The sequence below is a fragment of the Streptomyces sp. NPDC031064 genome, assembly GCF_055570965.1.
On record NZ_JBVIGF010000001.1, the window covers coordinates 147,571 to 174,003 of the forward strand.

A 26,433-nucleotide genomic window follows, 5' to 3' on the forward strand; every position below is an offset into this window, starting at 1 on the left:
CACGATTCGATGGCACAGCACTCCCCGCCCACCGCCCCGTACCGCAGGTCCGCCACCGTCGCGCCGCTGTCCTCCGCGCAGGAACGGCTCTGGTACATCGACGCGGCCTCCCCCGGGACGGCCGTCTACAACGTTCCCCTGCTGACCCGCTGGAACCGGCCGGTCGAGGTGACGGCGCTGATGAAGGCGCTCGAAGCGGTCGTCACGCGCCACGAGGTCCTCCGCACCACCTACGGGCTGCGGGACGGCCGCCCCGTCCAGTACGTGCACGCCCCGGCCCCGGTCCCGGTCGAGGTGATCGACGGACCGGCGACCACCGGGGAGCTGGAGCGGCGCGCCCGTGCCCCGTTCGACCTGTCCGCCGCCCCGCCGCTGCGGTGCACCGTGTGGCGGGGCGGCGAGGCCGGCGACAGCATGTTGCTGACGGTGCATCACATCGCCATCGACGGCTGGTCGCTGTCCGCGCTGTACGAGGACCTGGCCGCCGCCTACGAGCAGGCGTCGACAGGCGAGGCGGTCGCCCTTCCCGAACTCCCCCTTCAGTACGCCGACTTCGCGGCGTGGGAACGCGCCTCCCTCGACGACGACGCCCTCTCCGCCGCCCTCGACGCCCGCGCCGCGCGGTTGCTGCCCGCCCTGGGCGAGGTCACCCTCGGCGACCGTCCGCCGCGACGATCCGTGCCGGAAGGGGACCGCAAGGGCGAGCAGTACGTCTTCCACCTGCCCGCCGGGCTCGTGCGAGAGGCAGGGGACCTGGCGACGCGGCTGCGGGCGACACCGTTCACCGTGCTGTTCGCCGCCTTCCAGGCCGTTGTGCAGAGGTGGACCGGGCGCCAGGAGTTCCTGCTGAGCACGGTGGCCGCCAACCGTCCCCACGCCGCCGTCGCCGGGCTCGTCGGCTTCTTCGTCAACACCGTCCCCCTGGTCTGCCGTCCCGATCCGCAGGGCACCTTCGAGCAGTTGTGCACGGAGGTGCGCGGCGAGGCCTTCCGCGTCCTGGACCACCAGCGGCTGCCGTTCGACCGGCTCCTGGCCCGGACGGGCGGCGAGGGGCCGCGCAGGGGCGAGGGGCTCGCCGACATCGGCTTCATCCTCCAGAACGCCCCCGCGCCGCGCGGCGACGGCGAACCGCGCTGGCAGCCGCCGGTGCTGCTGCCCACCGGAACGGCCAAGCAGGACCTCTCCCTCGTCCTGGAGTACCGGGACGGGAGCCTCGGCGGCGGCGCCGGGGAAGGCGTGGACGCCGGTCCGGACGGCGGCCTGACCGGCACGATCGAGTACGACGTGGAGCGCTACGACGGCGAGACGGCCCGCGCCCTGGCGGAGAACTTCACGGCCTTCCTCCGGGCCGCCGTCCGCGATCCGGGCGCGCGACTGTGCCGACTCCCGCTCACCGCACGCGCGTCGGGCACGCTGCCCCCCGGGGTGCTGGTCGGCGAGGAACGCGACCCGGCGACCGGCCCGCGCGGGACCGTCGAGGCGCTGGAGCGCCGGATGGCGGCCATGGACCCCGCTTCCCCCGCCGTGACCTGCGCCGGGACCACGCTGACGTGGGGTGAGCTCGACACCTGGTCACAGGCCGTCGCCGGGCACCTGCGGGCGCACGGCGCCGGGCGTGGCTCGTTCGTCCCGGTGCTGTGCTCCCGGGGCGGCGCGCTCGTCGCGGGCTGGGTGGGCGCGCTGCGGGCCGGCGCCGCCTTCGTACCGCTGGCCATGGACACGCCGCCCGCCCGCGTCGACTTCATCCTGAAGGAGACCGGGGCGTCGCTGGCCCTGGTCGACGAAGCGGGTGCCGAGCTGCTGCACGGTCTCGACACCTCCGTGAAGCCGGTGCGCCTGGACGAGGTGCGGGCGCACGGCGACGGTTACGGACCGGTGGACGCGGTCCGTCCGGACGGCGAGGACCCGGCCGTCCTGATCTACACCTCGGGCACGACGGGCAGGCCCAAGGGTGTGCTCGTGCCCCATCGCGGGTTGCTCAACACGGCACTGTGGTGGGCCGAGGACGCCGGCCTCGGCCCGGACGACCGGCTGCTGCTCACCGCCGGCACCGCGTTCGACCCCGCCACGTTCAACGTCGTCGAGGCGCTGCTCGCCGGGGCGCGACTGATCGTCGCCGACGATGTGGAACGGCGCGATCCACGGGCCCTGCTCTCCTTGATCCGCGGGCCCGAGGGGGCCACCGTCGCCGGCTCGGTCACCCCCAGCCTGCTGCACGCGATGCTGGAGGCCGACGGCCCGGACAGCGCGCCCACCGCCCTCCGCCTGGTGTACTCCGGCGGCGAAGCCCTGCCCCGCCGGCTCGCGGCCGACTGCGCCCACCGCTGGAACGTTCAGGTGCGCAACGTGTACGGGCCGACCGAGGCGTCCTGCAACAGCACCTGGGCCCGCGTCGATCCGGACGACGAACGGCAGCCCCCCATCGGCCTGCCCCTGCCCGGCACCCGCGCGTACGTGCTCGGCCCGCACGGCGAGGAACTGCCCGCCACGGTGCCCGGCGAGCTGTACGTGGCCGGGGCGGGCGTCGCTCTCGGCTACCTGGGCCGGCCGGAACGGACGGCGGAGGCCTTCCTCCCCGACCCGTACGCCACCGAGCCGGGCGCGCTGATGTACCGCACCGGCGACCGGGTGCGGCTGCGGCCCGACGGCCTGCTCGAGTACCTCGGGCGCGCCGACGACCAGGTGAAGATCCTCGGCAACCGGATCGAGCCCGGCGAGGTCCGCCGGCTCATCGAGGAGAACCCCGCCGTCGCGGCGGCCGCCGTGCACGCCACCGGCACCCCGGTCCAGCTCGTCGCGTACGTGGAGCTGAAGGACGCGGACGGCCCACCGCCCACCCGGGAGGACGTCGTCCGTCCCCTGCGGCGCTGGCTGCCGTCCGCCGTGCTGCCCTCCGAGGTGTACGTCGTCGACGCCCTCCCCCGCACCGCCAACGACAAGGTCGACTTCGCGGCCTTGGCCGGGCTGCGGGAGAGGCCGCTGCGCCACGAGGAGACCCGCGCCGCCGAGCTGACGCCGCGACAGCGGCGTGCGGCCGGGCTGATGGCCCGGTTCCTGGGCCGGGCGGCGGGGGGCGGCGCGCCACTGGCGGGTGCCCTCGGCCCGGACGCCGACTTCTTCACCCTGGGCGGGCACTCGCTCCTCGCCGTCCGGATGCTGGCGGCGGCCGAGGACGAGTGGGGCACGGCGATTCCGCTCCGCTCCTTCCTGGCGGACCCGACCGTGGCGGGGCTCGCGGCCTGCCTCCCCAGCGGCCCCGAGGGCGGGCACGTGCCGTCCGCACGGCCGCACTCGATCGTCCCGGAGGAGGGGCCCCACCCGGCCACCTCCGTCCAGCAGCGGCTGTGGCTGATCGACCGGCTGCCCGCCCTGCGTACGGCCTACCTGGCGCCCAGCGTGGTCGAGTTCACCGGCGCCGTGGACCTGGCCGCACTGCGCGAGGCGTTCGCCGTGGTCCTCGGCCGCCACCCGGCGCTGAGGTCGCGATTCACGTTCGACGCCAAGCAGCGCCGCGTGTGCTACCGGACCGACGGGGCTCCGCCCGAGGTCACGCTCGTCGACGGCACGGGCTGGAGCGAGGAGGAGCTGGACGCCCATGTGGCGGAGGTCTGCTGGTCGCCCTTCGACCTGGCGAAGGAGGCGCCCGCGCGCGGTGCGGTGATCGCCGCCGGCGAGGGCCGCACGGTCCTGGCGTACGGGGTGCACCACATCGTGAGCGACGGCTGGTCGCTCCAGATCGTCATGGACGAGCTCGCCACGGCCTACCGCGCCCTGCGCACCGGCGAGCCCCCGGTCCTGCCCGAGCCGGTGCATCCGGCGGCCCTCCCGCCCGCCCCCGACCCGGGCGACGGAGCGAACGCGCTGCTCGCGGCGCTGGCGGGCGCGCCCACCGACGCGGAACTGCCGCACGACCGGCCCCGGGGCGCCACCCAGGACGTGTCGGCGGACAGCCGGGAGCTGCTGCTGCCGGCGGACCTGACGGCCCGGGTCCGGGAGGTGACCGGGGAGCTGCGCTGCACCACGTTCATGACCGCGACAACGTTGTTCGCCGCGGTACTGGCCCGGCGCGGCGGGCAGCGGGACTTCCTGTTCGCGTTCCCGTGGGCCGGGCGAGACGTCCCCGGGAGCACCGGCGCGGTCGGGATGTTCGTCAACACCCTGCTCGTCCGGGCGGACCTGACCGACGGGCCGACCTGGCGGGAGCTGCTCGGCCGGGTGCGGGAATCCGCCCTGACCGCCTTCCGCCACGCGGACACCCCGTTCGAGCTGCTGGCCGCCGGGCTGCACCCGGACCGCGACCTCAGCCGCCCGGCGGTGACGCCGCTCTACGTCAACGCGACGGACGAGGAGCCGCCACCGCCCCGGCTCGGGGACGGCACGGGCTCGCGCTACCTGCGGCCGCCCGCGCTGAGGCTCAAGTACGAGCTGGAGCTGACCACGACCGGAGGCGGCGACCGCCTCGGGCTGTCCCTCGCCTACGCGACCGCGCTCTTCGACGCGCCGACCGTCGACGAGCTGCTGACCGGGCTGGCCGACGCCGCCCGTGACCTGACCAACGACCTGGAGGCCCCCGTGCTCCCCACCGCCGCATCGCAGAACACCGCTTCGACGCCGGACCTGGCGCCGGACCTGACGTCCAAGGTCGCCGCCGCCTGGTGCGAGGTCCTGGACGTGCCCGAGGTGCCGCACGACGTCAACTTCTTCGAGGTGGGCGGCGATTCGCTGCTGCTGATCGTCCTGCTGGAGAGGCTGTCGGAGTTCACCGACGGCGAGATCGACGCCGCCGACCTGTTCCAGCACAGCACGGTACGGGCCCAGGCCACCTTCCTCGGCGGGCCGGACGGTGCCGGACGGGCAGAGTCCGCTCCGGTGGCCCCGGCGCGTCCGGCGGGTGGCCGCGGCCGCCTGCTGGCCCGGTCGCGGCGCCCGTCGGCCGGTGCCGCCGATGCCAACGGTGCCGCTGGTGCCGTAGGTGCCGCCGAGGAGCGCTCCGCGTGAGTGACGACACCGCGATAGCCGTCATCGGCGTCGGCTGCCGGTTCCCCGACGCCTGGAACGCACCGCAGTTCTGGCGGAACATCGCCGACGGGAAGGTCGCCGTCCGCGACCTCGACCTCGACCGGCTGAGGGCGGCCGGGCTGACCGACGAGGTCCTGGACTCGCCCGACTACGTCACGCGCGCCGCCGGGATCCCGGGCGCGGAGGAGTTCGCGGCCGAGTTCTTCGGCTACTCGGCCGGCGAGGCGGAGGCCACCGATCCGCAGCAGCGCGTCTTCCTGGAGGCGTGCTGGGAGGCGCTGGAATCCGCGGGCCGCCCGCACCGGGGCAGCCCGCTGGTCACCGGTGTCTTCGCCGGGTGCAGCCCGAGTACGTACATGACCGCGCTGCACGCGGGCCGCGCCCTGGAGGGCGGGGTTCTGGCCGCCGTGGACGACGTGGCCCTCCACCTGGGCGGCCTGGGGGACTTCCTGGCCTCCCGGGTGGCGTACAAGCTGGACCTGCGGGGTCCTTCGATCGGTGTGCAGACCGCGTGCTCGTCCTCACTGACCGCCGTCCACTACGCGGTGCTGAGCCTGCTGTCCGGCGAGTGCGACATGGCTCTCGCGGGGGGAGCCACCGTGAACGAGCCGCTGCTCGGCTACCGGTACCGTCCGGGCGGGCTCCAGTCGCGCGACGGCTACTGCCGGCCCTTCGACGCCCGCTCCACGGGCACCTCGTTCAGCTCGGGCGTCGGTGTGGTGGCCCTGCGGCGGCTCGGTGACGCGCTTGCCGAGGGGGACCCGGTCCTCGCCGTCGTCCACGGCACGGCGGTCGGCAACGACGGCTCCGCCCGCTCCGGGTTCACCGCCCCGAGCCCGGCCGGGCTCGCCGACGTGGTGGCCTCGGCGCTGGAGGTCGCCGGCGTGCGCGGCACCCAGCTCCGGTACGTCGAGGCGCACGGCTCCGGCACACCGCTGGGCGACCAGATCGAGCTGCGCGGGCTGACCGAGGGGGTCAGGGCCGGCGAGGACGGTGCGGCCGAGCCGGGCACCGGTTACTGCGCCCTGGGGTCGGTGAAGGCGAACATCGGGCACTGCGGCCCCGCCGCCGGAATCGCCGGGCTCATCAAGGCCGTACAGGTGGCGCGTACGGGCCACCTGCCGCCGCACCCGCTGTACGAGCGGCCCCGCAACCCGGGGGTACTGGCGGACAGCCCCTTCACCATCTCGGCGGAGCCGGGGCTCGTCGCGGACGACGAACGCTTCGTGCTCGTCAACTCCATGGGCCTCGGCGGTACCAACGCCACCGCCGTTCTCGGGCCCCCGCCCGCCGCGACGCGGGCGCCGGCGCCCGAGCGCGAGCGCGTCCGGCTGGTGCTGTCCGCTCGCACCACGGCCGAACTCGACGCGCTCGCCCGGGACATGGCGGACGCGCTGGAGAGCGGTGCCGCGACCGCGACGGACGCCGCCCACACGCTCCGGGTCGGGCGGGTCGCCTTCGCCGAACGGCGCGTGGTGACCGCCGCGCCCGGCGCCCTGCCCGGCGCCCTGCGGCACCGGGCGCCCGGCACGCCCCGCCCGGCGCAGCGCGTACGCCTGCTCGTCACGGCGGGCGAGGACGTCGCCGAGCCGGTCGTCGGGCGGTTGACCCCGGCCTTGCGCGGCCGCTGCGACGTGGTGGCGGGCCCCGGGGACCGGTCCGGCCCCGAGGACGGCTTCACCGTCGTCGTCGGTGACGCCGATCCGGCGCCGAGGCAGTACGTCCTCGACCCGCGCGCGGACGCCGGGACGCTCGCCGACCGGATCGACGAGGCGGTCACCGCCGCCTGGCTGCACGGCGCCGACGTCGCCTGGGAGGTGCTGGCCGACGGGCGCGGCCGGCGGGTACCCCTGCCCACCTACCCGTTCACCCGCACCCGCCACTGGGCGCTGGACCGGCTGCCGCCGCTGGCCGTGCCGCCGGCGGCCGCGCCGGGAGCGGCGGCGGACGACCGCGCCGACGAAGCGGCGGTGGCCGTCTCCGACGACCCGGTCGAGGCCGACCTGCTGGCGCTGTGGCGGGAGCTGTTCGGCGTGGACGCCCTGGGGCTCGACGACGAGTTCGCGGCGCTCGGCGGGGACTCCCTGACCGCCATGCGCATCGAGGCCGCCGTCCAGCGCCGCCACGGCGTGTCCGTCAACGTCTACCGGGCGGGCGGCGGCCGGGCCACCGTGCGCCGGCTGGCCCGGGTCGTCACCGGGCTGAAGGGCGGCGGCGCATCGCCCGCCGGGGGCGGGCCCGCCGTACACGCCCCGGCCACGCCGGGACCGGCGTCGGACGCCCCGGGGGCCGCGCCCGAACCCGCCGACGAGGCCGACCTCCTCACCGCCGATCTCGCGCTCGACCTGGGGCGCCCCGCCACGGCGGTGCGCTCCGACGCACCGGACGCCCTGCTCACCACGGCGACGGACCTGCTCGGCACCTTCGTCCTGCACGAGTTGCTGAGGACCGCCTCCGGCCGGGTGCACTGCCTCGTGCCGGCCGCCGACGAGCGGGAGGGACGGGAGCTGCTGCGCGCCCGCGCCGCCGCCGCCGGACTGCCGGAGCCCGCGCCCGAGCGCGTACCGCTGCTGCTGGGCCGGGCGGCGGACCTGGGCAAACTGCTCGACGCGCACGACGACGGCCGGATCGGCCGGGTCGTGCACCGCGCGGAGCCGGCCGGGGCCACCGGCTCGTACGCCCGGCTGCGTGGCGACGCGCTGCCGCCGCTGGCCGACCTGCTCGCCTGGATGCGGCGCTGCGGCGTGCAGGACTTCACCTGCCTGTCGTCGCTGGCCGCGTGCGGTACCGCGCTCGGCGGTGAGGGGGCGGTCCAGGAGAGCCGCGACCAGCCCCTGGAGCCGGGGGCGGACGGCCCGGCCACCGTGGCCTGGGCGACCGAACGGCTGCTGGAGCGCGCCGAGGAGGACGGCATGCGCGTCCGGGTGTTCCGCACCGGGCTGCTGCTCGGCGCGGCCGGCACCGGCGCCTGCGACCCGGCGGACCCCCTTTGGCGGCTGCTGGCCGGGAGCCTGGCCGTCGGCACGCACCCGCGCGACGACCGTCCGCTGGCCGTCGCCCCGGTGGACCTCGTCGCCCGGGCCGTCGCCGAACTGTCGCTGCTGCCGGGCTCGGTGGGCCGTGCCTACCACCTCGTCGACGCGACGACCGTCACCCCGGCGGCGCTGTGCGAGCTGCTGACGGAGGGCGCCGGCGCCACCCGCGCCGTGCCCGGCCGTGAGTGGCAGCGCGCCGTGGCGCTGCGCGCGCTGGACCGGGAGAACGAAGCGCTCGACCCGCTGGCGCCCCGGCGGTTGAGCCGTCACGCCCTCGGCGGCGGGCGGCTGGAGGCCCACGCCTGGTCGGGCTGGCTCGCCCGCCGGGGACACGACCCGGCACCCACCCGGGAACTGCTGTGGCGTTGCCTGGACTTCGCCGCCGCGCACCACCCGGCGTTCGCCGGACTTCTCGCAGAGCACACCCGTACGCAAGGACTGACGTGACCGACCGCACCCTGTACGAATGGTTCCGCCGCAGCGTGCGGCACTCCCCCGACGCCGTCGCCCTGGAGGTGCGCGACAGTGCCCTGACCTACCGTGAGCTGGACCGGCGGGCCGACGCCGTCGCGGGCGCCCTCGTGCGCGCCCACGGCGCGGCGCCCCGCCGGGTCGCCCTGCTCGCGTCCCGCAGCCTCACCGCCTTCGCCGGGTACCTCGCGGCCCTCCGGCTGGGGGCCACGGTCACCCCGCTCAACCCCGGCTACCCGGCGGCGCGCAACCGGTCGGTCTGCGATCTCGCGGGCATCGAGGCGCTCGTCGTGGACGACGGCGGCGCTGCGCAACTCCCCGTGCTGGTCGGCGAGTCACCGGCGACGGTGCTGCGGCTGAGCGACGCCGAGACGGCCGCCCTGGAGCCCGCCGGCGACCTGCCGCCCTGCGTCACAACGCCGGACGACGTCGCCTACGTGCTGTTCACATCGGGGTCGACGGGCCGCCCCAAGGGCGTGCCGATCCGGCACCGCAACCTCGCACCGTACATCGCGCACAACATCGAGCGCTTCGAGGTCGGACCGGGCTGCCGGGTCTCGCACACCTTCGACCTGACCTTCGACCCGTCGGTCTTCGACGTGTTCGTCACCTGGGGTGCCGGTGCCACGCTCGTGGTGCCGCAGCGCACCGAGCTGATGAAGCCGGCCGACTACGTCGTCCAGCGGGGCATCACCCACTGGTTCTCCGTGCCCTCGGTGGTGTCGGTGGCGGCGGCGCTCGGCAACCTGCCGCCGGGCCTGGCCACCGGGCTGCGGTACGGGATCTTCATCGGCGAGCAGCTCACGTACCAGCAGGCGCGCCTGTGGCGGGAGACGGCGCCCCACGCGGTGATCGAGAACGTCTACGGGCCCACCGAACTCACCGTGGCGTGCACGGAGTTCCGGCTGCCGCCCGACCCGGCACAGTGGCCCGTGACCTCCAACGACACGGTGCCCATCGGCCCGGTGTACGACTTCCTCGACCACGTGGTGCTGGACGAGGAGGGGCGGCCGGCCCCGGAGGGGGAGCTGTGCGTCCGCGGCTCCCAGCGCTTCGACGGCTACCTGGACCCCTCCGACAACGCGGGCAGGTTCCTGTCGTACGACCCGGAGTCCGGCACCCGGATCCATCGGGGGGAGGGCGGTCTCACGCCCGACCACTACTACCGCACCGGCGACCGGGTCCGGCACGAGAACGGCGCCCTGGTGCACCTCGGGCGCCTCGACAACCAGATCAAGCTGCGCGGCTACCGCATCGAGCTCGGTGAGATCGAGGCCGCCGTACGCCGCCACCCCGCCGTGACCGAGGCGGTCGTCGTGCCGGTCGAGGGCGCGACGGAGACCGAACTCGTCGCCTGCTACACGGGAGAGGAGCAGCGGCCCACCGACCTGATGCTCTGGCTGCGCAAGCGGATCCCGGTGCACATGGTGCCGCGTCGGTTCGCGCACATGACGGAACTGCCGCTCAACCCCAATGGCAAGATCGACCGCCCGGCGCTGCGGCGGGCGTTCGACGCGCGGGCGGGAGCCGTCTGATGGCAGCGCTGTCGATCCTGCGGGATCTGAAGCCACGCCGCGGTGTTGTCGGCGTCCTCGCCGTGAGCAACCTCGCGCGGACCGTCGCCAACGGGTTCCTGCTCTCCGTGACCGTGCTGTACTTCCTGCGCACCGTGGAGATCCCGTCGCAGCGGGTGGGCCTCGGACTGACCGTCTCGGCGGTCCTGGCCATGCTCGTGAGCCTTCCGGCCGGCCAGTTGTCGGACCGCCTCGGGTCGCGGACCACGTCCATCGCCTTCGGCGTGCTCCAGGGCGTCGTCGTGTGCGGTTACACCCTCGCCGGTGGATTCGCCGGTTTCCTGGTCGTGGTGAGCCTGTCCGCGATGGCGGACTCCGCCAGTGCGGCCGCGCGGGGGGCGCTGATCGCCGAGGCGCTGCCGCCGTCGGAACGGGTCGGGGCCCGCGCCTACCTCCAGTCCGTCATCAACATCGGCCTGTCGCTGGGCACCCTGCTCGGCGGTGCGGCTCTGGCGGTGAACACCCGGGCGGTCTTCACCACCCTGCTCCTGGTCAGCGGCGCGCTGTTCGTGGTCGCCGGGCTGCTGTGCTGCCGGCTTCCGAGGACGCAGGCGCCGCCCCGGCCGGAGGAGGCCAAGGGCCGCCACGTGTTGCGTGACGTCCCCTTCCTGGCGGTGGCCGCCCTCAACGCCGTACTCGTGCTGGGCACCGACGCGCTGCTGACGGTGGCCCTGCCCATCTGGATCGCGGACCGCACGGAGGCGCCGGTCTCCGTCTACGCGGCGATCATGTTCCTGAACACGGTGGTGTGCGTGCTCTTCCAGGTCCGCATGAGCAAGGGCGCCGAGGACGTGATGGGCGGTGCGCGGGCCATGCGCAGGGCCGGGCTGCTGCTGGCGGCCTGCTGCGCCCTGTTCGCGGTCGCCGCCGGTCAGCCCGCGTGGGTGGCCGTGGTGTGCCTGCTGGCCGGTGCGCTGGTCCACGTCTTCGGCGAGATGTTGCACTCGGCCGGCTCGTGGGCGCTGTCGTACGACCTCGCCCCGGCCCACGCCCACGGCCAGTACCAGGGGCTGTTCAACCTCGTCCAGAGGGTCGGCGCGGCGGTCACCCCGCTCCTGGCCACGGCGGTGATCGTCGGCTGGGGCTGGCCGGGCTGGCTGCTGTTCGCCGGCGTCCTGCTGGCGGGAGGGCTGGCCACGCCGGCGGCCGCCCGCTGGGCGCGGCGCACGAGGACGCCGGAGTCCCGGACGCCCGCGGAAGCCGACGAGGACGCCGAGGACGCCGAGGCCCCGCGCGCGGTCTCCGCCTGACCCGCCACCCCTCCCTTCGACTGGAAGAACCCCATGGATTTCAGCCTGTTCTACTTCGGTGACAACGGTGACAACGGTGACGGCGGCGATGCCCCGGCCGGGGGGAACCGCTACGACCTGGTGCTCGAAGGAGCCCGGTTCGCCGACGAGAACGACTTCACCGCCGTGTGGACGCCCGAGCGCCACTTCCACCCCTTCGGGGGTCTCTACCCCAACCCGTCCGTGACCGGCGCCGCCATCGCCGCCACGACCCGCCGCATCGGCATCCGCGCGGGCAGTGTCGTCGCCCCCCTGCACCATCCGCTGCGGATCGCGGAGGAGTGGGCGGTCGTCGACAACATCTCCGGCGGCCGCGTCGGGCTCGCCTTCGCCTCCGGGTGGCACGCGGTCGACTTCGCGCTGCGCCCGGAGGCGTACCAGAACCGCCGGCAGCTCATGGTGGACGCCGCGGAGCAGGTGCGCGCGCTGTGGCGGGGCGAGGAGATGACGGTGCTGGACGGCGCCGGGGAGGAGAAGCGCGTGCGTGCCTACCCGCCGCCGGTGCGCGGCCACCTCCCCCTGTGGATCACCAGCGCCGGCGGCGTCGAGACGTTCCGCAACGCGGGCCGCCTGGGCGCCGGTGTCCTGACCCACCTGCTGGGCCAGGACCTCGACGAACTCGCGGCCAAGATCGCCGCGTACCGCGAGGCGGTCAGGGCCCGGCCCGGCGCCGACGACTGGCCCGGCCACGTCGTGGTCATGGTCCACACGTTCCTCGGCGAGGACGACGACGCCGCCCGGGAGCTGGTGCGCGGACCGCTGCGGGCGTACCTGCGCAGCTCACTGGGGCTGCTGCTGGGCTCCGGGGTGGCCGGTGCCCGCAAGATCGACCCGTCCCGGCTCCGTGAGAAGGACGTGGACTTCCTCGTCGACCGGGCCTTCGACCGCTACTACGACGACGGCGGTCTCCTCGGCACGGTGCCGAAGGCGCGGCGCGTCGTGGAGCGGATGCGCGGGCTGGGCGTGGACGAGGTCGCCTGCCTGATCGACTTCGGACTGCCCGCCAAGGTCGTCCTCGACGGCCTCACCCACCTCAACGAGCTGCGGAAGACCTTCGTATGACCACCAGCCACTTCAGGCGCACCGCGGGCCGTTTCCCCACCGGGGTGACGGTGGTGTCGGGGATCGACGGCGGGCGGCCGCACGGGACGACCGTGAACGCCTTCGCCACCGTCTCCCTGGACCCCCTCGTCATCATGGTGGCGCTCGGGCAGCGCTCCCGTCTCCGCTCGCGGATCGTGCGCAGCGGTGCCTTCGCGGTCAGCCTGCTGTCCGCCCGCCAGACCTCCGACGCGCGCTGGTTCGCCGATCCCACCCGGCCGGACGGCGAGGACGCGTTCGCCGGACGGCCGTGGAAGCCGGGCCCGCACTCCGGGGCACCGGTTCTCCTCGACGCCGTCGGGTACTTCGACTGCTCGGTGCGCGCGACCCACTCGGCCGGTGACCACACCGTGGTCCTGGGGGACGTCGAGGCCTTCGACGTGCTGTCCGACGAGCCGCCCCTGCTCTTCCACGACAGCCGCCTGCTGCCCGGACCGGCCGTCCAGATCAAGGAACGTACGTGACACGCATCTTCATGTTCCCCGGCCAGGGCTCCCAGCACACCGGCATGGGCGGCGAGCTGTTCGACCGCTTCCCCGCCCTGGTCCGCGAGGCGGACGCCATCCTCGGCCGTTCCATCCGGGAGTTGTGCCTGGACGATCCGGAGGGCCGTCTGGGCAGCACCGAGTACACCCAGCCCGCCGTGTACGTGGTCAACGCGCTGGCCCTGCGGGCGGCACGCGCCGAGGGGGCCGCCCCGGACGTGGCCATCGGCCACAGCCTGGGCGAGTACAACGCCCTGGAGGCGGCCGGGGTGTTCGGGTTCGCGGACGGGCTGCGGCTGGTGGTGGCCAGGGCGCGGGCCATGGCCCGTGTCACCGGGGGCGGCATGGCGGCGGTGCTGGGCCTGGACGAGGCGGTGCTGCGGCTGTTGCTGCGCCGGGCGGGCCTGGACGCGGTCCAGGTGGCGAACCTCAACACGCCGGAGCAGACGGTGATCGCCGGTCCCGAGGACGGGCTGGAGGAGGCGGAGGCGGTCCTCCTCGACGCGGGCGCCCGCCGGGTCCGCCGCCTGGATGTCAGCGGCCCCTTCCACAGCACCCACATGGCACCGGCGGCCGAGGAGTTCGCCCCCGCGCTGCGCGCCGTCACGCTCGCCGCCCCCGCCATCCCCGTGATCGCCAACCGCACCGCCCGGCCCTACCCGGCGACCGGGATCGCCGGCCTGCTCGTCGAACAGATCCACCACCCGGTGCTGTGGTGGGAGACCGTCCGGGCACTGGACACCCCCGACGCCGAGTTCGTGGAGATCGGCGCGGGCCGCACCCTCACCCGCATGCTGCGGGACCTTCACTCGCACCGGTCACGCGTCGTCAGGCACGCATGAGGCACCCACACACACGAGGCACCAAGGAGTTCCGTTCATGACCGACCTCACCACACCGCGCCCGGCCGGCGTCTCGCTCGTCAGGCCGCGCCCGGTCGCCGATCCCACGCTGCGCCTGTTCCTGCTGCACCACGCGGCCGGATCGCACCTCGCGTACACGGCGTGGGCGCCCCTGTTCCCCGAGGACTGGGACGTCTGCCTCCTGGAGGCCCCCGGCCGTGGCACCCTCGGCCACCTGCCGGCCTACGAGAGCGCCCCCGAGCTCGCCGGCTTCTTCCTCGACGACGTCGAAGGACTGCTCGACCGGCCCTTCGCACTGTTCGGCCACAGCATGGGGGGTCTGGTCGCCTATGAGATGACGGTCCAGCTCGCTGCGCGCGGTCTGCCCGCGCCCGTCTGGCTCGGTGTCTCGGCGTGCGAGGCACCGTACGGGGAGCACCTCCCCGACCAGGTGCGGCTGCACACCCTTCCGGGGCCGAAGCTGCGTACCGCGCTCGCGGAGATGGGCGGGTTGCCGTCCGCCCTGCTGGAGGACGAGGACGTCTGGGCCGTCTTCGAGCCTCGGGTACGGGCCGACTTCGCCGTCACGGAACGGTGGCGGCCGCATCCCGGCGCGGCGGGCCGGGTGTCGGTGCCCCTGTCGCTCTTCGGCGGGGAGGACGACACCGTGGTGCCCGTGGACGCGCTGACGGCCTGGGCCGAGGGCGCGGACCGCCTGGTCGGGCAGCACCTGTTCCCGGGCGGCCACTTCTACTTCCAGGGGCAGGAGGCCTCGCTCGTCGCCCAACTGGAGCTGGAGCTGGACGGGCTGCTGCCGCGCGCCCCCCGGTCGCGTGCCGGTCAGCGCGCGACGGAGCCGGTTCGCTGGTAGATGTCGGGGATGCCGTCGTGGTCGTCGTCGCGGTTCTCCTCCTCGTACAGGCGCCGGTACATGCCGTTGCGGCGCTTGATGAGGAGGGCGGCGAGGGACGCGGCGACGAGGGAGCCGACGAGGACGGCCGCCTTGATCTGTCCCGCGGCGGCCGGGTCCGGGAAGGCCAGCTCGCCGATGAGCAGTGCGACGGTGAAACCGATGCCGCCGAGCACCGCGAGCGCGAAGACGTCCGCCCAGGCGAGGTCGGGGTTGAGGCGGGCGCGGGTGAACCGGGCGGCGAGGTAGGTCCCGGCGAAGATGCCGAGCGTCTTGCCGGCGACCAGGCCCAGGACCACGCCCAGCGGTTCCGGTTCGGTGAACACCTGCCCCAGGGAGGTGGCCGTCACGGTGACACCGGAGGCGAAGAGGGCGAAGAGGGGTACCGCGACACCCGCGGAGACCGGGTGGAGGAGGTGGGAGGTGCGTTCGGCGGGTGAGGCGGTCTCGCCCTTGTCGCGGGTGGTGCGGAGGATCAGGCCCATGGCGACGCCGGCGACGGTGGCGTGGACGCCGCCGTGGTACATCAGCGCCCAGATGGCGAGGCCGAGGGGGACGTACCACCACCAGCCGCGCACGCGGAGGCGCTGGAGCGCGTAGAAGAGGACCAGTCCGGCGAGGGCACCGCCGAGCGCGGTGAAGTTCAGGTCGCTGGTGAAGAACACCGCGATGACGAGGATGCCGCCCAGGTCGTCCACGACGGCGAGGGTCAGCAGGAACGCGCGCAGCGCGGCCGGGAGGTGGCTGCTGAGGACGGCGAGCACGGCGAGGGCGAAGGCGATGTCGGTGGCCATCGGCACCGCCCAGCCGTTGAGGCTGCCGCCGCCCGCCGATGCGGTGAGGGCGTAGAAGGCGGCGGGGACGACCATGCCGGCGGCGGCCGCGACGACCGGGAGCGCGGCGGTGGCGGGGGTGCGCAGTTCGCCGACGACCAGTTCGCGCTTGAGCTCGATGCCGGCGGCGAGGAAGAAGATCGTGAGCAGGCCGTCGGCGGTCCAGTGGCCGACGGAGAGGTCCAGGCCGAGCGCCGGTATGCCGAAGTGGAAGTCGCGTATGTGCTCGTAGGCGCCGGCCCAGGGGGAGTTGGCCCATATCAGGGCCACCACGGCCGCTATCAGGAGGATGAGCCCGCCGACCGTCTCCGTCCTCAGCGCCTGCACCACGGCGTTGCGTTCCGGCAGGGGCAGGATGCCGAGGAAGGGGGAACGCTCGCGCGGGGCAGCAGCCATCGGTGGGCCTCCGGGAAGGGATCGGTTCGAGGGCATACGGGCCCCTGGGACGCCGACCAGACTTCCCGGCACACCGCGCGCCGTATGTCGCCGCCGAGCGGCGTCCCTTGACGCGTTCTTCACACCATAACCGCCTGCCCAGTCCCCCGCCAGACCCAGTTTCACCTGCTGAAACACCGTCAACAGGCATGGCGAGCGGCCCGTTCCCACCAAGGCGCGAGGTGGGAACGGGCCGCTCAGGAGCCGGGCCGCGGGGGCGGTCAGACGGTGGTCTTCACCGACTCCTCGTCTTCGTCGTCCTCGGTGATCTCACCGGCGTTGCGGGCGCGGACGAACTCGAGGAAGGAGTTCAGCTCGCGCTTGACGACCGGGGCGAGGAGGTAGAGGCCGATGATGTTGATGACGGCGAGCATGAAGAGCACGGCGTCGGCCATGTCGATCAGCGTCTGGAGGGTGAGGAGCGAGCCTCCGACGGCGAACAGGGTGTAGACGATCTTGTACGTCAGCTCGCTGGCCTGGCTGCGGCCGAACAGGTGCGTCCAGGCCTTCATGCAGTAGTAGCCCCAGGTCAGCACCGTGGAGATGGCGAACAGCAGGACCGCGACGGTGAGGATGTACGGGAACCACGGCATGACCGTGCCGAAGGCGTCCGACGTGATCGTGACACCGCCGATGGACTCGCCCTTGCGGGCCTCGGCCCAGCTCGCCGGGTTGGCGATGACGATGGTCAGCGCGGTCATCGTGCAGATGATCACGGTGTCGATGAACGGCTCCAGCAGCGCGACCAGGCCCTCGCTCGCGGGGTGCTTGGTCTTGACCGCGGAGTGCGCGATGGGGGCGGAGCCGAGACCGGCCTCGTTGGAGAACGCGGCCCGCTTGAAGCCGATGATCAGGGCGCCGAGGACACCACCGGCGACACCCTCGGGGTTGAAGGCGCCTTCGATGATGGTGGCGATGGCGGCGGGGACGGCGGTGACGTGGGCCAGGATGACGACCAGGCAGGCGGCGATGTAGATGCCGGCCATGGCCGGGACGAGCTTGCTGGTGACGTTGGCGATGGAGCGGATGCCGCCGAGCAGCACGATGCCGACGAGGGCGGCGACGAGGATGCCGAAGAACAGCGCGCCCGCCGAGGAGCCCATCAGGCCGTTGTCGCCGCCGGTGACGGAGACGATCTGGGCGTAGGACTGGTTGACCTGGAAGAGGTTGCCGCCGAAGAGGCCGAAGAACAGGACCATGAAGGAGGCGAGGATCGCGAGGATCTTGCCGAGCTTCTTGCCGCCGGTGCCGAAGCGCTCGGCGAGGCCCTTGGGCAGGTAGTGCATCGGGCCGCCGGAGACGGTGCCGTCGGCGTGGACCTCGCGGTACTTCACACCGAGGGTGACCTCGACGAACTTGGTGGCCATGCCGAGCAGGCCGCACAGGATCATCCAGAAGGTGGCGCCGGGGCCACCGATGGAGACGGCGACGGCCACACCGGCGATGTTGCCGAGACCGACGGTGCCGGAGACGGCGGCGGTCAGCGCCTGGAAGTGGTTGACCTCACCGGCCGACCCCTTCTCGTCGTACTTCCCGCGCACCACGTCGACGGCGAGTCTGAACTTGCGGATCTGGACGAATCCGAACCAGGCGGTGAAGACCAGTCCGGCGACGACGAGCCAGGCGACGATGAGGGGGAGTTCCGTGCCGGCGACGGGGACGGAGTAGAAGACGACTTCTCCGAGCCAGGTGGCTATGGGCTCGAAGAATCCGCTGACGGCCTCGTCGACGGACGTGGTGATGGAGTCGAGTGACACGGTGGCTACCTCGGTGGCGCGGGGACCGGCACGCGGGAGGTCGCGCCGGTGAAAGATGTGCGGTCTTTGAGCGAACGCCGTTGTCCGATCGGCGACCCTGGATGGACGGTCCGCGGACTCGGACCGTGATCACCCTGGTCGTGCAGCCGGCCTGTGCGCCGGCACTCCACACGATGGCGAGGGGTGGGGCCACCTGCGGAGTTGCGCAGTTCTACCACGCCCTTTACAGGTTCTTTAGTGGCGCAGATCACATGACCGTCAGTAATCTTCGAAAGTGCCAGCGAACGAGACCAGACCGTTATCCGGCCACCGGGGTCCGTTCATCGGACACCTAAATCTGGCCGGCGACCCCCACGACCCCGCCGCGAGCCCGGCCGGCGCCCTCCGCGAGCCCGGCCCGTCGACCGGCATGACAGGCCGGTGCCCTCCACCATGGCATGGCGGAGGGCACCGGTCGCGTATGCCCGGTCAGACGCCCGCGACGCTCTGGATCCAGGAGCGGTACGCCGTCACGTTGGTGTAGGCCGTGGTGGTCTGGCGGTCGCTGGTGGAGGCGACGCCCACCTGGATGCCGTTGGCCATCATCGGACCGCCCGAGTCGCCGCCGGCCGTGATGCCGTTGCCGCGGCGGGCACAGATGGCCGAGCCGTTGTAGGCGTCACGGCAGCCGCCGGTGACGATGACGTCGGCGACCTTCAGGTACCGGGACTGACAGTTGATCTCCGAGCCGCACTGGGAGGTGGCCCCCCAGCCGTACACCTGGACGGTCTGGTTCACCGACACGGAGCCCGGCTGGCCGAGGCGCGCGTACGTGCCCGGCACGGAACGGTCGAGCTTGACCAGCGACATGTCCGAGGACGCGTGGTTGTGGACGCTCACACCGTTGGCCACGGTGCCGCCGGTGGTCTGGTCGAGGCTGCCGATGCGGAACGACAGGCCGCCTCCCCCGACGCAGTGCTTCGCGGTGAGGATCCAGGTCGGGGCGATGATCGACGCGCTACAGGTCTGCCGGCCGTTGGAGAAGAGGCGGGCCGCCCAAGGGGCGTTGTTGGCGTAGCCGCCGCCGATGATGGGCTGGACCTCGGCCCCGGGCGCGAGGGCGGACGCGCCGGTGGGCGGCGCCGTCTGCGCCGCGGCGGTGGGAGCGAGTCCTAAGACGGAGAGGGCGGTGGCCGCGAGGGCGGGCACCAGTCTGGCTGTTCGCACGTTCGTCTCCATTGTGTGGGGGTTGGTGGGTCCTCGGTGAGGACCGTGCGCCGCACAGGTGTGCGGCGATGACCGCACGCGCGAGCTGGGTGGGCTTGTCGCGTGCATGTCATTCTCGGGGTGAATCTGACAGAGGCTCCACCGCGCCCGCAAGAGGTTGAAGGGCAAAACTTGACCGCCAACGCCGGTGTGAAAAAGGTGAGTTGACGACTGCGCTCCCGTGCCCGGCGCCCGCCCCGCGCCAGGGTTCGGCAGCGGGAAAGTGGCCGTGCCGGGACGCCGGGAGGCCGGCGCGCCTGCTCACCGCCTCGTTCCGGGCGACGGCCTCGTCGGGAATCGGCGCGTGTGATGCCCGCCGCTCGGGTGACACGGAAGGCATTGACGACACCGGGCCGGGTCGCCTCGGGGACGAATAACCCCGACAGGCATGTGGGCCAGGCAGTGCGCGGGCCCGGCGACCCCGGAGACGAAGGAGAAACGACCATGGGACATGGCGGCAACGTCATTCAGGAGCTCACCGCCGACCACCGCGAGGTGGACGGCCTCTTCACCAAGATCGAAGGACTGCCCGCCGGCGACGAGCAGCGGCGGGAGCTGGCCGACGAGCTGACCATGGAGCTGGTCCGGCACGCCGTGGCGGAGGAGATGTACCTGTACCCGGCGGTGCGCCGGTACGTGGACGACGGGGACGACCTCGCCGACAAGGAGATCGCCGACCACAGCGAGGTCGAGCGCATGCTCAAGGACCTGGAGGGCTGCCGGCCGGGCGACGCGCGGTTCGACACCCTCATCAGCCGCCTCAAGTCGACGGTGACCGCCCACGTCACCGACGAGGAGAGCCGGCTCTTCCCCCTCCTCGCCGAGTCCTGCTCGCCCAAGGCCCTCGACGAGCTGGGGGAGAAGATCCGCAGCGCGAAGAAGACCGCCCCCACCCGTCCGCACCCCTCCGCCCCCGACACGCCTCCCGCGAACAAGATCCTCGCCCCCGGCGCCGGCATGGTCGACCGCATGCGCGACATGCTGACCGGTCGCGGACGCGGCTGACACCCGGTAGGCGGCCGCATGCGTCCCTCGCCGGTGCTCCTCGCCCGGTAAGGGACGCACGCGGTCACCCGCGCGGGTGGTCGGTCCGCACACGCCGGTACGCAGCGGCACCCCGACGACCCCCTGCGGTGATCATGCGGGGGTGAACGCTCCCACTCCTCCGCGCCCGCGCCGGCCCCGCGCCCTCGCCGCCGCCGGCCTCGGGGCCCTGACGCTGCTGTCGTCACTCGCCGCCCTGCCCGCCCAGGCCGCACCGACCGCACCGACCGCACCGACCGCGGCAGCCGCACCCGGGCCCCATCGGGCCGCACCTCCGCCGCGCCCGGCCACCACCGCCCTGGAGGCGGGCACCGCCGCCTACCTGCACGCGATCCGCCGCAGCCCCCACCTGCTGCGCGCCTTCTTCCGCCACCTGCCGAAGGGCGGGGAGCTGCACAACCACCTGTCCGGCGCCGTCACCACCGAGTACCTGATCGAGCTGGCCGCCGAGGACGGGCTGTGCATCGACACCGGGACGATGACCGCCGTCACGCCGCCGTGCGGCCCCGGCACCCGGCCGGCCGCCGAGGCCCGCACCGACCGGGCGTTCCACGACGCGATCGTACGGGCGTGGTCCATGCAGGACTTCCCGCCGGGCGGCAACGGACACGACCACTTCTTCGCCACCTTCGGCAAGTTCGGCGAGGTCACCTGGCGGCACCGGGGGAAGCAGCTCGCCGAGGTCGCGAACGGCGCCGCCGCGCAGAACCAGTTCTCTCTGGAGACCATGGTCACCCCGGCCTCCGAGGGTGCGAAGACCCTCGCCGCCCAGGTCGGCTGGAACCCCGACCTCGCCACGCTGCACCGCAAGCTCGTCGCCGGGGGCAAGCTCGACGGCATCGTCACCCAGGCCCGCAAGGAGGCCGACGACACCGCCGCCGAGTTCCGCACGGCCGCCCGCTGCGGCACGAGCCGGGCGGAGCCCGGCTGCCGGCTGCCCGTCCGGTGGATCTCCCAGGTGTCGCGCGGCAGCTCGCCGGAGCGGGTCTTCACGCAGATGGCGCTCGGCATGCGGCTGGCCGAGCGCGACCCCCGGTTCGTCGCGGTCAACCTCGTCCAGCCCGAGGACGGGGACACGGCACTGCGGGACTACCGCCTGCACATGCGCATGCTGAAGTACTTGCGCGCTGTCTACCCGAAGGCCCATGTGACCCTGCACGCGGGTGAGTTGTGGCCCGGCCTGGTCAAGCCCGAGCACCTGAAGTTCCACATCAAGGAGGCCGTCGGCGTCGCCCGTGCCGAGCGCGTCGGCCACGGCGTCGACCTCGTCCACGAGGACGACTGGCGGCGCACCGCCCGCACCATGGCCGCCCGTGAGGTCGCCGTCGAGGTCCCCTTCACGAGCAACGCCCAGATCCTGGGCGTACGCGGTGCCGACCACCCCTTCGAGACGTACCGCTCGTACGGCGTTCCGGTCGTACTGGCCACCGACGACCCCGGCGTCAGCCGCATCGACATCAGCCACGAATACCAGTACGCCGCCGAGACCTACGGCCTGACCTACCGGGAGCTGAAGGACCTGGCGCGCGCCTCGCTGGAGTACGCCTTCCTCCCCGGCGCCAGCCTCTGGCAGGGCAACCCCACCAAGGACGGCTACCGTCTCGCACCGGCCTGCCGGAGCGTACGCCCCGACGCCGCCGAGCCCGGCGCCGCGGGACCGGGCGCCGCCGGGCCGGGCTCCTCACAGCACGGCGCGGACTGCCGCCGTCTGCTGAAGGGGAGCCCCAAGGCCGCCGCCCAGTGGCGCCAGGAAGCCGCCTTCGTCCGCTTCGAGCGGACCTTCGGCACGGGCGGCCGCCGCTGACACCCGCCCGGTCATGCGCCACCGGACAGCAGGCGCAGCGCCGCGGCCGCGTGCAGCGCGGCACCGGTGGCCATGGCCGGCTCGTCGAAGACCACCCTGTTGGAGTGGCAGTCGGGTGCCGCATCGGCCGGGAGGTCCGGTGGGCGAGCGCCGAGGAAGGCCATCGCGCCGGGCACGCGCCGCAGGACGTACGAGAAGTCCTCGGCGCCCATGACCGGCTCGGGCAGGTGCTGGACCCGGTCGTCCCCGAGCAGCCGGGCCGCGGTGTCCCGCACGGTGCCCGTGACGGCCGGGTCGTTGAGGACGGGGGGATAGCCCTCGGTCAGCTCCACGTCGACGGCGGCCCCGTGCGCGGCGGCCACGTGGTGGGCGACCCGGGCGATGCCCTCGCGCACCTTGTGCCGGGTCTCCGGGGTGAGGGTGCGGAGGGTGCCGTGGAGCTCGGCCGTCTCCGGGATGACGTTGGTCGTGCTCCCGGCGCGGATCGAGGCCACGGTGACCACGGCGGGGTCGAAGACGTGCACCGTCCGGGTCACCATCGTCTGGAGCGCCTGCACGATCTCGCACGCCACCGGGACGGGGTCGAGGGCCAGGTGGGGAGCGGAGGCGTGACCGGACCGGCCTCGGACGGTGAGGTGAACGAGGTCGGAGGCGGCGAGCATGGGGCCGGGACGCAGGTGGACCGTGCCGCTCTCGAAGCGGGTGGTGACGTGCAGGGCGAACGCCGCCGCCACGCCGCTGCCGTCCGGGGTGTCCAGCACCCCTTCGTCGATCATGACCTGGGCGCCGCCGCCCGCCTCCTCGGCGGGCTGGAACATGAACACCACGCGCCCCGGCAGCCCGCTCCGGCGGGCGGCGAGCAGCCGGGCGGCGCCGACGAGCATCGCCGTATGCAGGTCATGGCCGCAGGCGTGCATGGCGCCGGGGACCTCGGAGGCGAACTCCAGCCCGGTGTCCTCCTGCTGGGGCAGCGCGTCCATGTCCGCGCGCAGCAGCACGGAAGGCCCCGGGCGGGCACCGTCCAGCACGGCGGTGACCGAACTGAGCCGGTGCCCCGTGCTGATCGTCAGCCCCAGCCCGTCCAGCGCCTCCAGCACCGTGTGCTGCGTGCGGGGCAGGTGCCGGCCGAGCTCCGGGGCGCGGTGCAGCTCGCGGCGTACGGCGACGAGGCCGGGCAGCAGCGCGCGGGCCTCGCCGAGCAGCCCGTCGCCCTCGCCGCCGGCACCCGGGCCGGCCACGCCGTTCACCACGTTCCGCTCAGCAGGGCCACACGCACGGGTCTCTCCTTCGGCGATCAGTACGGCGGGTGCGTCGGTGGAAATGCCTGCCCAACGCACCGCGCGCGTACGCGTCGCCTGCCGTCGGGCATCCGGCGCTCACCATGCCGAGCAGGTGTCGCACGTGGTCGAGTCCGGGTGGCACGTGGTGGGGGACATGGCCGAGCTCCCCGTGGACCGCCCGGTGCGGCGCCATGTCGGCGAGGTGGCGGTCATGGCCACGGCGGCCGGCAAGGCGGCGGGGCGGGACCGTGAAGGGGCTAGGCGGGCGTCGCCGGTCTCCTCGGCTCCGGTCCGTCCACGTCCCTTGCCCGCCGCGCGGCGATGCGGACGGCCTGAACGGCGCCTTCCGGGTCGGGGGTGGAGACGGAGAGGCGGCAGAACTCGCCGCCCGGCAGCAGATCGACCACCGCCACGGGGCCGGTCCCGTGCACGGCCATGAAGTCGGCGCCGCGTGCGTGCCGCCATGTACCGAGACAGAAGCGGCCCGGCCTCCACTGCCCGCGCTCGGTGGTGCCCCGGACGCCGCGCCACCAGTCCGGTTCCACCCTCGCGTCCTGCACGGCCGTCAGAGGCGCCCGTACCTCCTTGCGCCTGGCGACGAGCGCCTCACGCCATGGGAGCCGTACGACCACGTCCTTGTTCTCCACCACCAGCCGGGCCACGATCGTCGCCTCCCTCCGGGACCTCCGATATCCATCATCCATCCGGCTCGCGGCGACCCGGCGGCGCGACGCCACGCCGGCGAGCAGGGCCCGGCCGGCCCGGGTCACTCGTTGGGGTCGGCCGCGCTGATCTCGGACAGGGCCGAGTCGGTGTCACGTTCGACGGCGAGGTCGCCCAGGGACACGATGCCGACCGGGCGGCCCTCCTCGACGACCGGCAGACGGCGTACGGCATGCCGGCGCATCAGGTCCACCGCCCTGCGGACGTCGTCGTCCGGTGTCACGCTCACCACCTCGGGGCTACAGGCGTCGGCGACGCTGTGGTCCTCGGCGTTGCCGCCGCGGCACAGCACGCGCACCACCAGGTCGCGGTCGGTCACCAGCCCCCGCAACTGCCCGCCCTCGGCCACCAGCACGGCCCCGATGTCCTCGTCCCGCATGAGACGGGCCACTTCCACCACCGACGTCTGCGGCCCCACCGCCAGCGGATCGGCCGTCATGACCTCCCGTACCTTCCGTGCCATCGCCGCCTCCTTTCGCCCACTCCACGGGTACCCCGGGCGGCGGTCGTCACCGTGGGTGTACCGGATCCGTGGCCCGGTACGCGGGAACGTCCTCGACCGCCATGTCGGTACGCAGCCGGTGGAGCCGGACGGGGTGGCGCCAGCGGCCCCGGTCGATGGCGGTGTCGCCCTGGAACTCCGCCACAAGTTGCGGTGCCACGGGAGTGAACTCCAGCTCGTCGTGGCTCCCCCATCGCGACGACACCCGCATGCCGTGCCACGGGTGCGTCCGCCCGGCCGGGCGCACCCGGGCGGCCAGCTCCGTGCGCAACGGCGGGGGAAGCGGAGCGCTGCGGGCGACGAGCCGCAGGTCGCCTTCGGCGGTGTAGCGGCCGAGCAGCACGGTGTCCGGGCGGGTGAGGGTTCCGGTGACGGCACCGATCACGGCTTCGGCGGTGTCCCTGGAGCGGTACTTCCGCCAGCCGCGGCGCCCGGGCTGGTACGGCTGGGCGGCGCCCTTGGCGACGATCCCCTCCACGCCCACGGCGGCCCACTGGCGCATCCACTGCTGCGCCCGGTCGGCCGTGGACGTCGTGGGGGTCAGCGCCCACGGGGCGTGCAGCCCGTGTCCCTGGAACAGCGATTCCAGCGCGGCCCGGCGTTCGCGGTAGGGCCAGGTGAGCATGTCGGCGCCCTCGTGGTGGAGCAGGTCGAACGCGACGAGGTGGGCCGGCTGCCGACGGGCGAGGTCCGCGGCGGCTCGTGCGTCGTGGGTGCCGCGTCGCTGGAGCGCGCCGAAGTCGAAACGGCCGTCGGTGTGGATGACGGCCTCGCCGTCGATCACCACGTCCTCGCCCAGCGCGATCGCCGCTTCCGCGATCTCCGGGAACCCCGCCGTGAGCTCGCGTCCGTTGCGGGACTGCAGGAACACCTCCCCCGCCGAGCAGAACACCAGCATCCGAAAGCCGTCGAATTTGGGTTCGAACACCGTGCCTCCGGGCAGCGCGCCCGGCCCGGGCAGCCGTGGCACTGCCCGGGCCAGCATCGGCTCCACCGGAGGCACCAGCACAACCCCCACATAAGCATCCAGGGGGTACAAAATCGACACGAGCGGCGTGACCGGCCTGGCGCCGTGGCACGCTGACCGTATGTGCGGCCGTTACGTCTCCACCCGCAGCCCCGAGGACCTCACCCGGCTCTTCCACGTCACCGACTGGCGACCGGAGGAGGCGCTCGCACCGAGCTGGAACGTCGCCCCGACCGATGACGTGTACGCCGTGCTCGAACGCACCCCGCGCGGGAACGGAGCGGCCTCGGTCAGCCGGGAGCTGCGGCCGCTGCGGTGGGGACTCGTACCGTCCTGGGCGAGGGACCCCAAGATCGGCTCACGGCTGATCAACGCACGCGTGGAGACCGTGCACCAGAAGCCCGCCTTCCGGACCGCCTTCGCCAAGCGCCGCTGCCTGCTGCCCGCCGACGGCTTCTACGAGTGGCAGTCCGTCAAGGACCGGGCCACCGGGAAGACCCGCAAGCAGCCGTACTTCCTTCATCCCGCCGACGAGCAGGTGATGGCACTCGCGGGCCTGTACGAGTACTGGCGCGACCCCGCCGTCAAGCGTGACGACGACCCGGAGGCCTGGCTGGTGACCTGCACCATCCTCACGACGGAGGCCACCGACGCCGCCGGGCGCCTCCACCCCCGTATGCCGCTCGCCCTCACCTCCGACCACTACGACGCCTGGCTCGACCCCCGCCACCAGGACCCCGACGAGCTGCACTCCCTGCTCACCCAGCCCGCCGGCGGCCACCTGGACGCCCGGCCGGTCTCCCCGGCCGTCAACAACGTACGCAACAACGGTCCCCAGCTCCTGAACGAAGCCCCCTCCTGACCGCTGCGGCCCCGTCCCGGCCACCGCGGCCCACCGACCGCTGCGGCCCCGTCCCGGCCACCGCGGCCCCGTCCTGAACACCGCCCCGCGCCGGCCGCCGGTGTGGCCCGGCCCGCGTACCGGCCCGCGTACCGGCCCGCGTACCGTCGCGCGGGCGGCAGACCGTCTCGTGCCATCGTCGCGGGTCGGGCGTATCGTCCCGGTATAGGGCGCGTGGCCGTTCCGGATTGTCGCCGAGCCGGCTTGCGAGGTGGG

Annotated in this window: 18 protein-coding genes; 11 read left to right on the forward strand and 7 right to left on the reverse strand. The window is 73.8% G+C overall.

The window, feature by feature from the left end:
* Positions 1–9 precede the first annotated feature (9 nt).
* From ACZ46W_RS00605 to ACZ46W_RS00640, 8 genes are read left to right on the forward strand one after another with little or no spacing between them, the layout of a single operon-like run.
* Positions 10–4,998 carry an amino acid adenylation domain-containing protein gene (locus ACZ46W_RS00605; protein WP_468329077.1) on the forward strand — a complete coding sequence of 1,663 codons (4,989 nt, stop codon included), beginning with the start codon at positions 10–12 and terminating at the stop codon, positions 4,996–4,998.
* Complete coding sequence (locus tag ACZ46W_RS00610; protein ID WP_468329080.1) at positions 4,995–8,501, forward strand: beta-ketoacyl synthase N-terminal-like domain-containing protein; 3,507 nt, start codon at positions 4,995–4,997, stop codon at positions 8,499–8,501. The genes ACZ46W_RS00605 and ACZ46W_RS00610 overlap by 4 nt, the downstream gene beginning before the upstream one ends.
* On the forward strand, positions 8,498–10,060 hold the full coding sequence (locus ACZ46W_RS00615; RefSeq protein WP_468329082.1) for an amino acid adenylation domain-containing protein: 1,563 nt from the start codon (positions 8,498–8,500) through the stop codon (positions 10,058–10,060). The genes ACZ46W_RS00610 and ACZ46W_RS00615 overlap by 4 nt, the downstream gene beginning before the upstream one ends.
* Positions 10,060–11,349 carry an MFS transporter gene (locus ACZ46W_RS00620; protein ID WP_468329085.1) on the forward strand — a complete coding sequence of 430 codons (1,290 nt, stop codon included), beginning with the start codon at positions 10,060–10,062 and terminating at the stop codon, positions 11,347–11,349. Before ACZ46W_RS00615 ends, ACZ46W_RS00620 begins: the two co-directional genes overlap by 1 nt.
* Before the next feature lie 33 nt (positions 11,350–11,382).
* Positions 11,383–12,450 (forward strand): MupA/Atu3671 family FMN-dependent luciferase-like monooxygenase, encoded by a 1,068-nt coding sequence (locus ACZ46W_RS00625; protein ID WP_468329088.1) that lies wholly within the window; start codon positions 11,383–11,385, stop codon positions 12,448–12,450.
* The gene (locus ACZ46W_RS00630) at positions 12,447–12,953 is read left to right on the forward strand and encodes a flavin reductase family protein (RefSeq protein WP_468329091.1); all 507 of its coding nucleotides are present in this window, start codon (positions 12,447–12,449) and stop codon (positions 12,951–12,953) included. Before ACZ46W_RS00625 ends, ACZ46W_RS00630 begins: the two co-directional genes overlap by 4 nt.
* A complete protein-coding gene (gene fabD / locus ACZ46W_RS00635) occupies positions 12,950–13,816 on the forward strand; it encodes an ACP S-malonyltransferase (protein WP_468329094.1) in 867 nt (288 codons plus the stop codon). Before ACZ46W_RS00630 ends, fabD begins: the two co-directional genes overlap by 4 nt.
* A 37-nt stretch (positions 13,817–13,853) precedes the next feature.
* A complete protein-coding gene (locus tag ACZ46W_RS00640; protein ID WP_468329097.1) occupies positions 13,854–14,687 on the forward strand; it encodes a thioesterase II family protein in 834 nt (277 codons plus the stop codon).
* Here the strand turns inward: ACZ46W_RS00640 and nhaA are convergent.
* From nhaA to ACZ46W_RS00655, 3 genes are all read right to left on the reverse strand, one after another.
* On the reverse strand, positions 14,657–15,955 hold the full coding sequence (nhaA, locus tag ACZ46W_RS00645; protein ID WP_468329100.1) for a Na+/H+ antiporter NhaA: 1,299 nt from the start codon (positions 15,953–15,955) through the stop codon (positions 14,657–14,659). The genes ACZ46W_RS00640 and nhaA overlap by 31 nt on opposite strands.
* 260 nt (positions 15,956–16,215) lie before the next feature.
* On the reverse strand, positions 16,216–17,751 hold the full coding sequence (locus tag ACZ46W_RS00650) for an alanine/glycine:cation symporter family protein (protein WP_468329103.1): 1,536 nt from the start codon (positions 17,749–17,751) through the stop codon (positions 16,216–16,218).
* A gap of 468 nt (positions 17,752–18,219) precedes the next feature.
* Positions 18,220–18,957, reverse strand: a complete 738-nt coding sequence (locus tag ACZ46W_RS00655) for a S1 family peptidase (RefSeq protein ID WP_468329106.1) — start codon at positions 18,955–18,957, stop codon at positions 18,220–18,222.
* Between the two features lie 483 nt (positions 18,958–19,440).
* Between ACZ46W_RS00655 and ACZ46W_RS00660 the strand changes: the two genes are divergently transcribed.
* The gene (locus tag ACZ46W_RS00660) at positions 19,441–20,001 is read left to right on the forward strand and encodes a hemerythrin domain-containing protein (protein ID WP_468329109.1); all 561 of its coding nucleotides are present in this window, start codon (positions 19,441–19,443) and stop codon (positions 19,999–20,001) included.
* A 142-nt stretch (positions 20,002–20,143) separates the two neighbouring features.
* Positions 20,144–21,844 carry an adenosine deaminase family protein gene (locus tag ACZ46W_RS00665; protein ID WP_468329112.1) on the forward strand — a complete coding sequence of 567 codons (1,701 nt, stop codon included), beginning with the start codon at positions 20,144–20,146 and terminating at the stop codon, positions 21,842–21,844.
* 11 nt (positions 21,845–21,855) lie between these two features.
* Here the strand turns inward: ACZ46W_RS00665 and ACZ46W_RS00670 are convergent, their stop codons facing one another.
* The 4 genes from ACZ46W_RS00670 to ACZ46W_RS00685 all read right to left on the reverse strand — a co-directional run bounded on the left by ACZ46W_RS00670 (position 21,856) and on the right by ACZ46W_RS00685 (position 25,334).
* Complete coding sequence (locus tag ACZ46W_RS00670) at positions 21,856–23,082, reverse strand: M20 metallopeptidase family protein (protein WP_468329115.1); 1,227 nt, start codon at positions 23,080–23,082, stop codon at positions 21,856–21,858.
* A gap of 299 nt (positions 23,083–23,381) precedes the next feature.
* Entirely contained in the window at positions 23,382–23,786 is a 405-nt protein-coding gene (locus ACZ46W_RS00675) for a hypothetical protein (RefSeq protein WP_468329118.1), read from the reverse strand.
* Positions 23,787–23,890: 104 nt separating this feature from the next.
* Positions 23,891–24,310 carry a CBS domain-containing protein gene (locus ACZ46W_RS00680; RefSeq protein WP_468329120.1) on the reverse strand — a complete coding sequence of 140 codons (420 nt, stop codon included), beginning with the start codon at positions 24,308–24,310 and terminating at the stop codon, positions 23,891–23,893.
* A 46-nt stretch (positions 24,311–24,356) separates the two neighbouring features.
* A complete protein-coding gene (locus ACZ46W_RS00685; protein WP_468329123.1) occupies positions 24,357–25,334 on the reverse strand; it encodes an ATP-dependent DNA ligase in 978 nt (325 codons plus the stop codon).
* A 103-nt stretch (positions 25,335–25,437) separates the two neighbouring features.
* Here ACZ46W_RS00685 and ACZ46W_RS00690 point away from each other — a divergent pair, with 103 nt between their 5' ends.
* A complete protein-coding gene (locus ACZ46W_RS00690; RefSeq protein WP_468329126.1) occupies positions 25,438–26,178 on the forward strand; it encodes an SOS response-associated peptidase in 741 nt (246 codons plus the stop codon).
* The last annotated feature ends 255 nt before the right edge of the window (positions 26,179–26,433 follow it).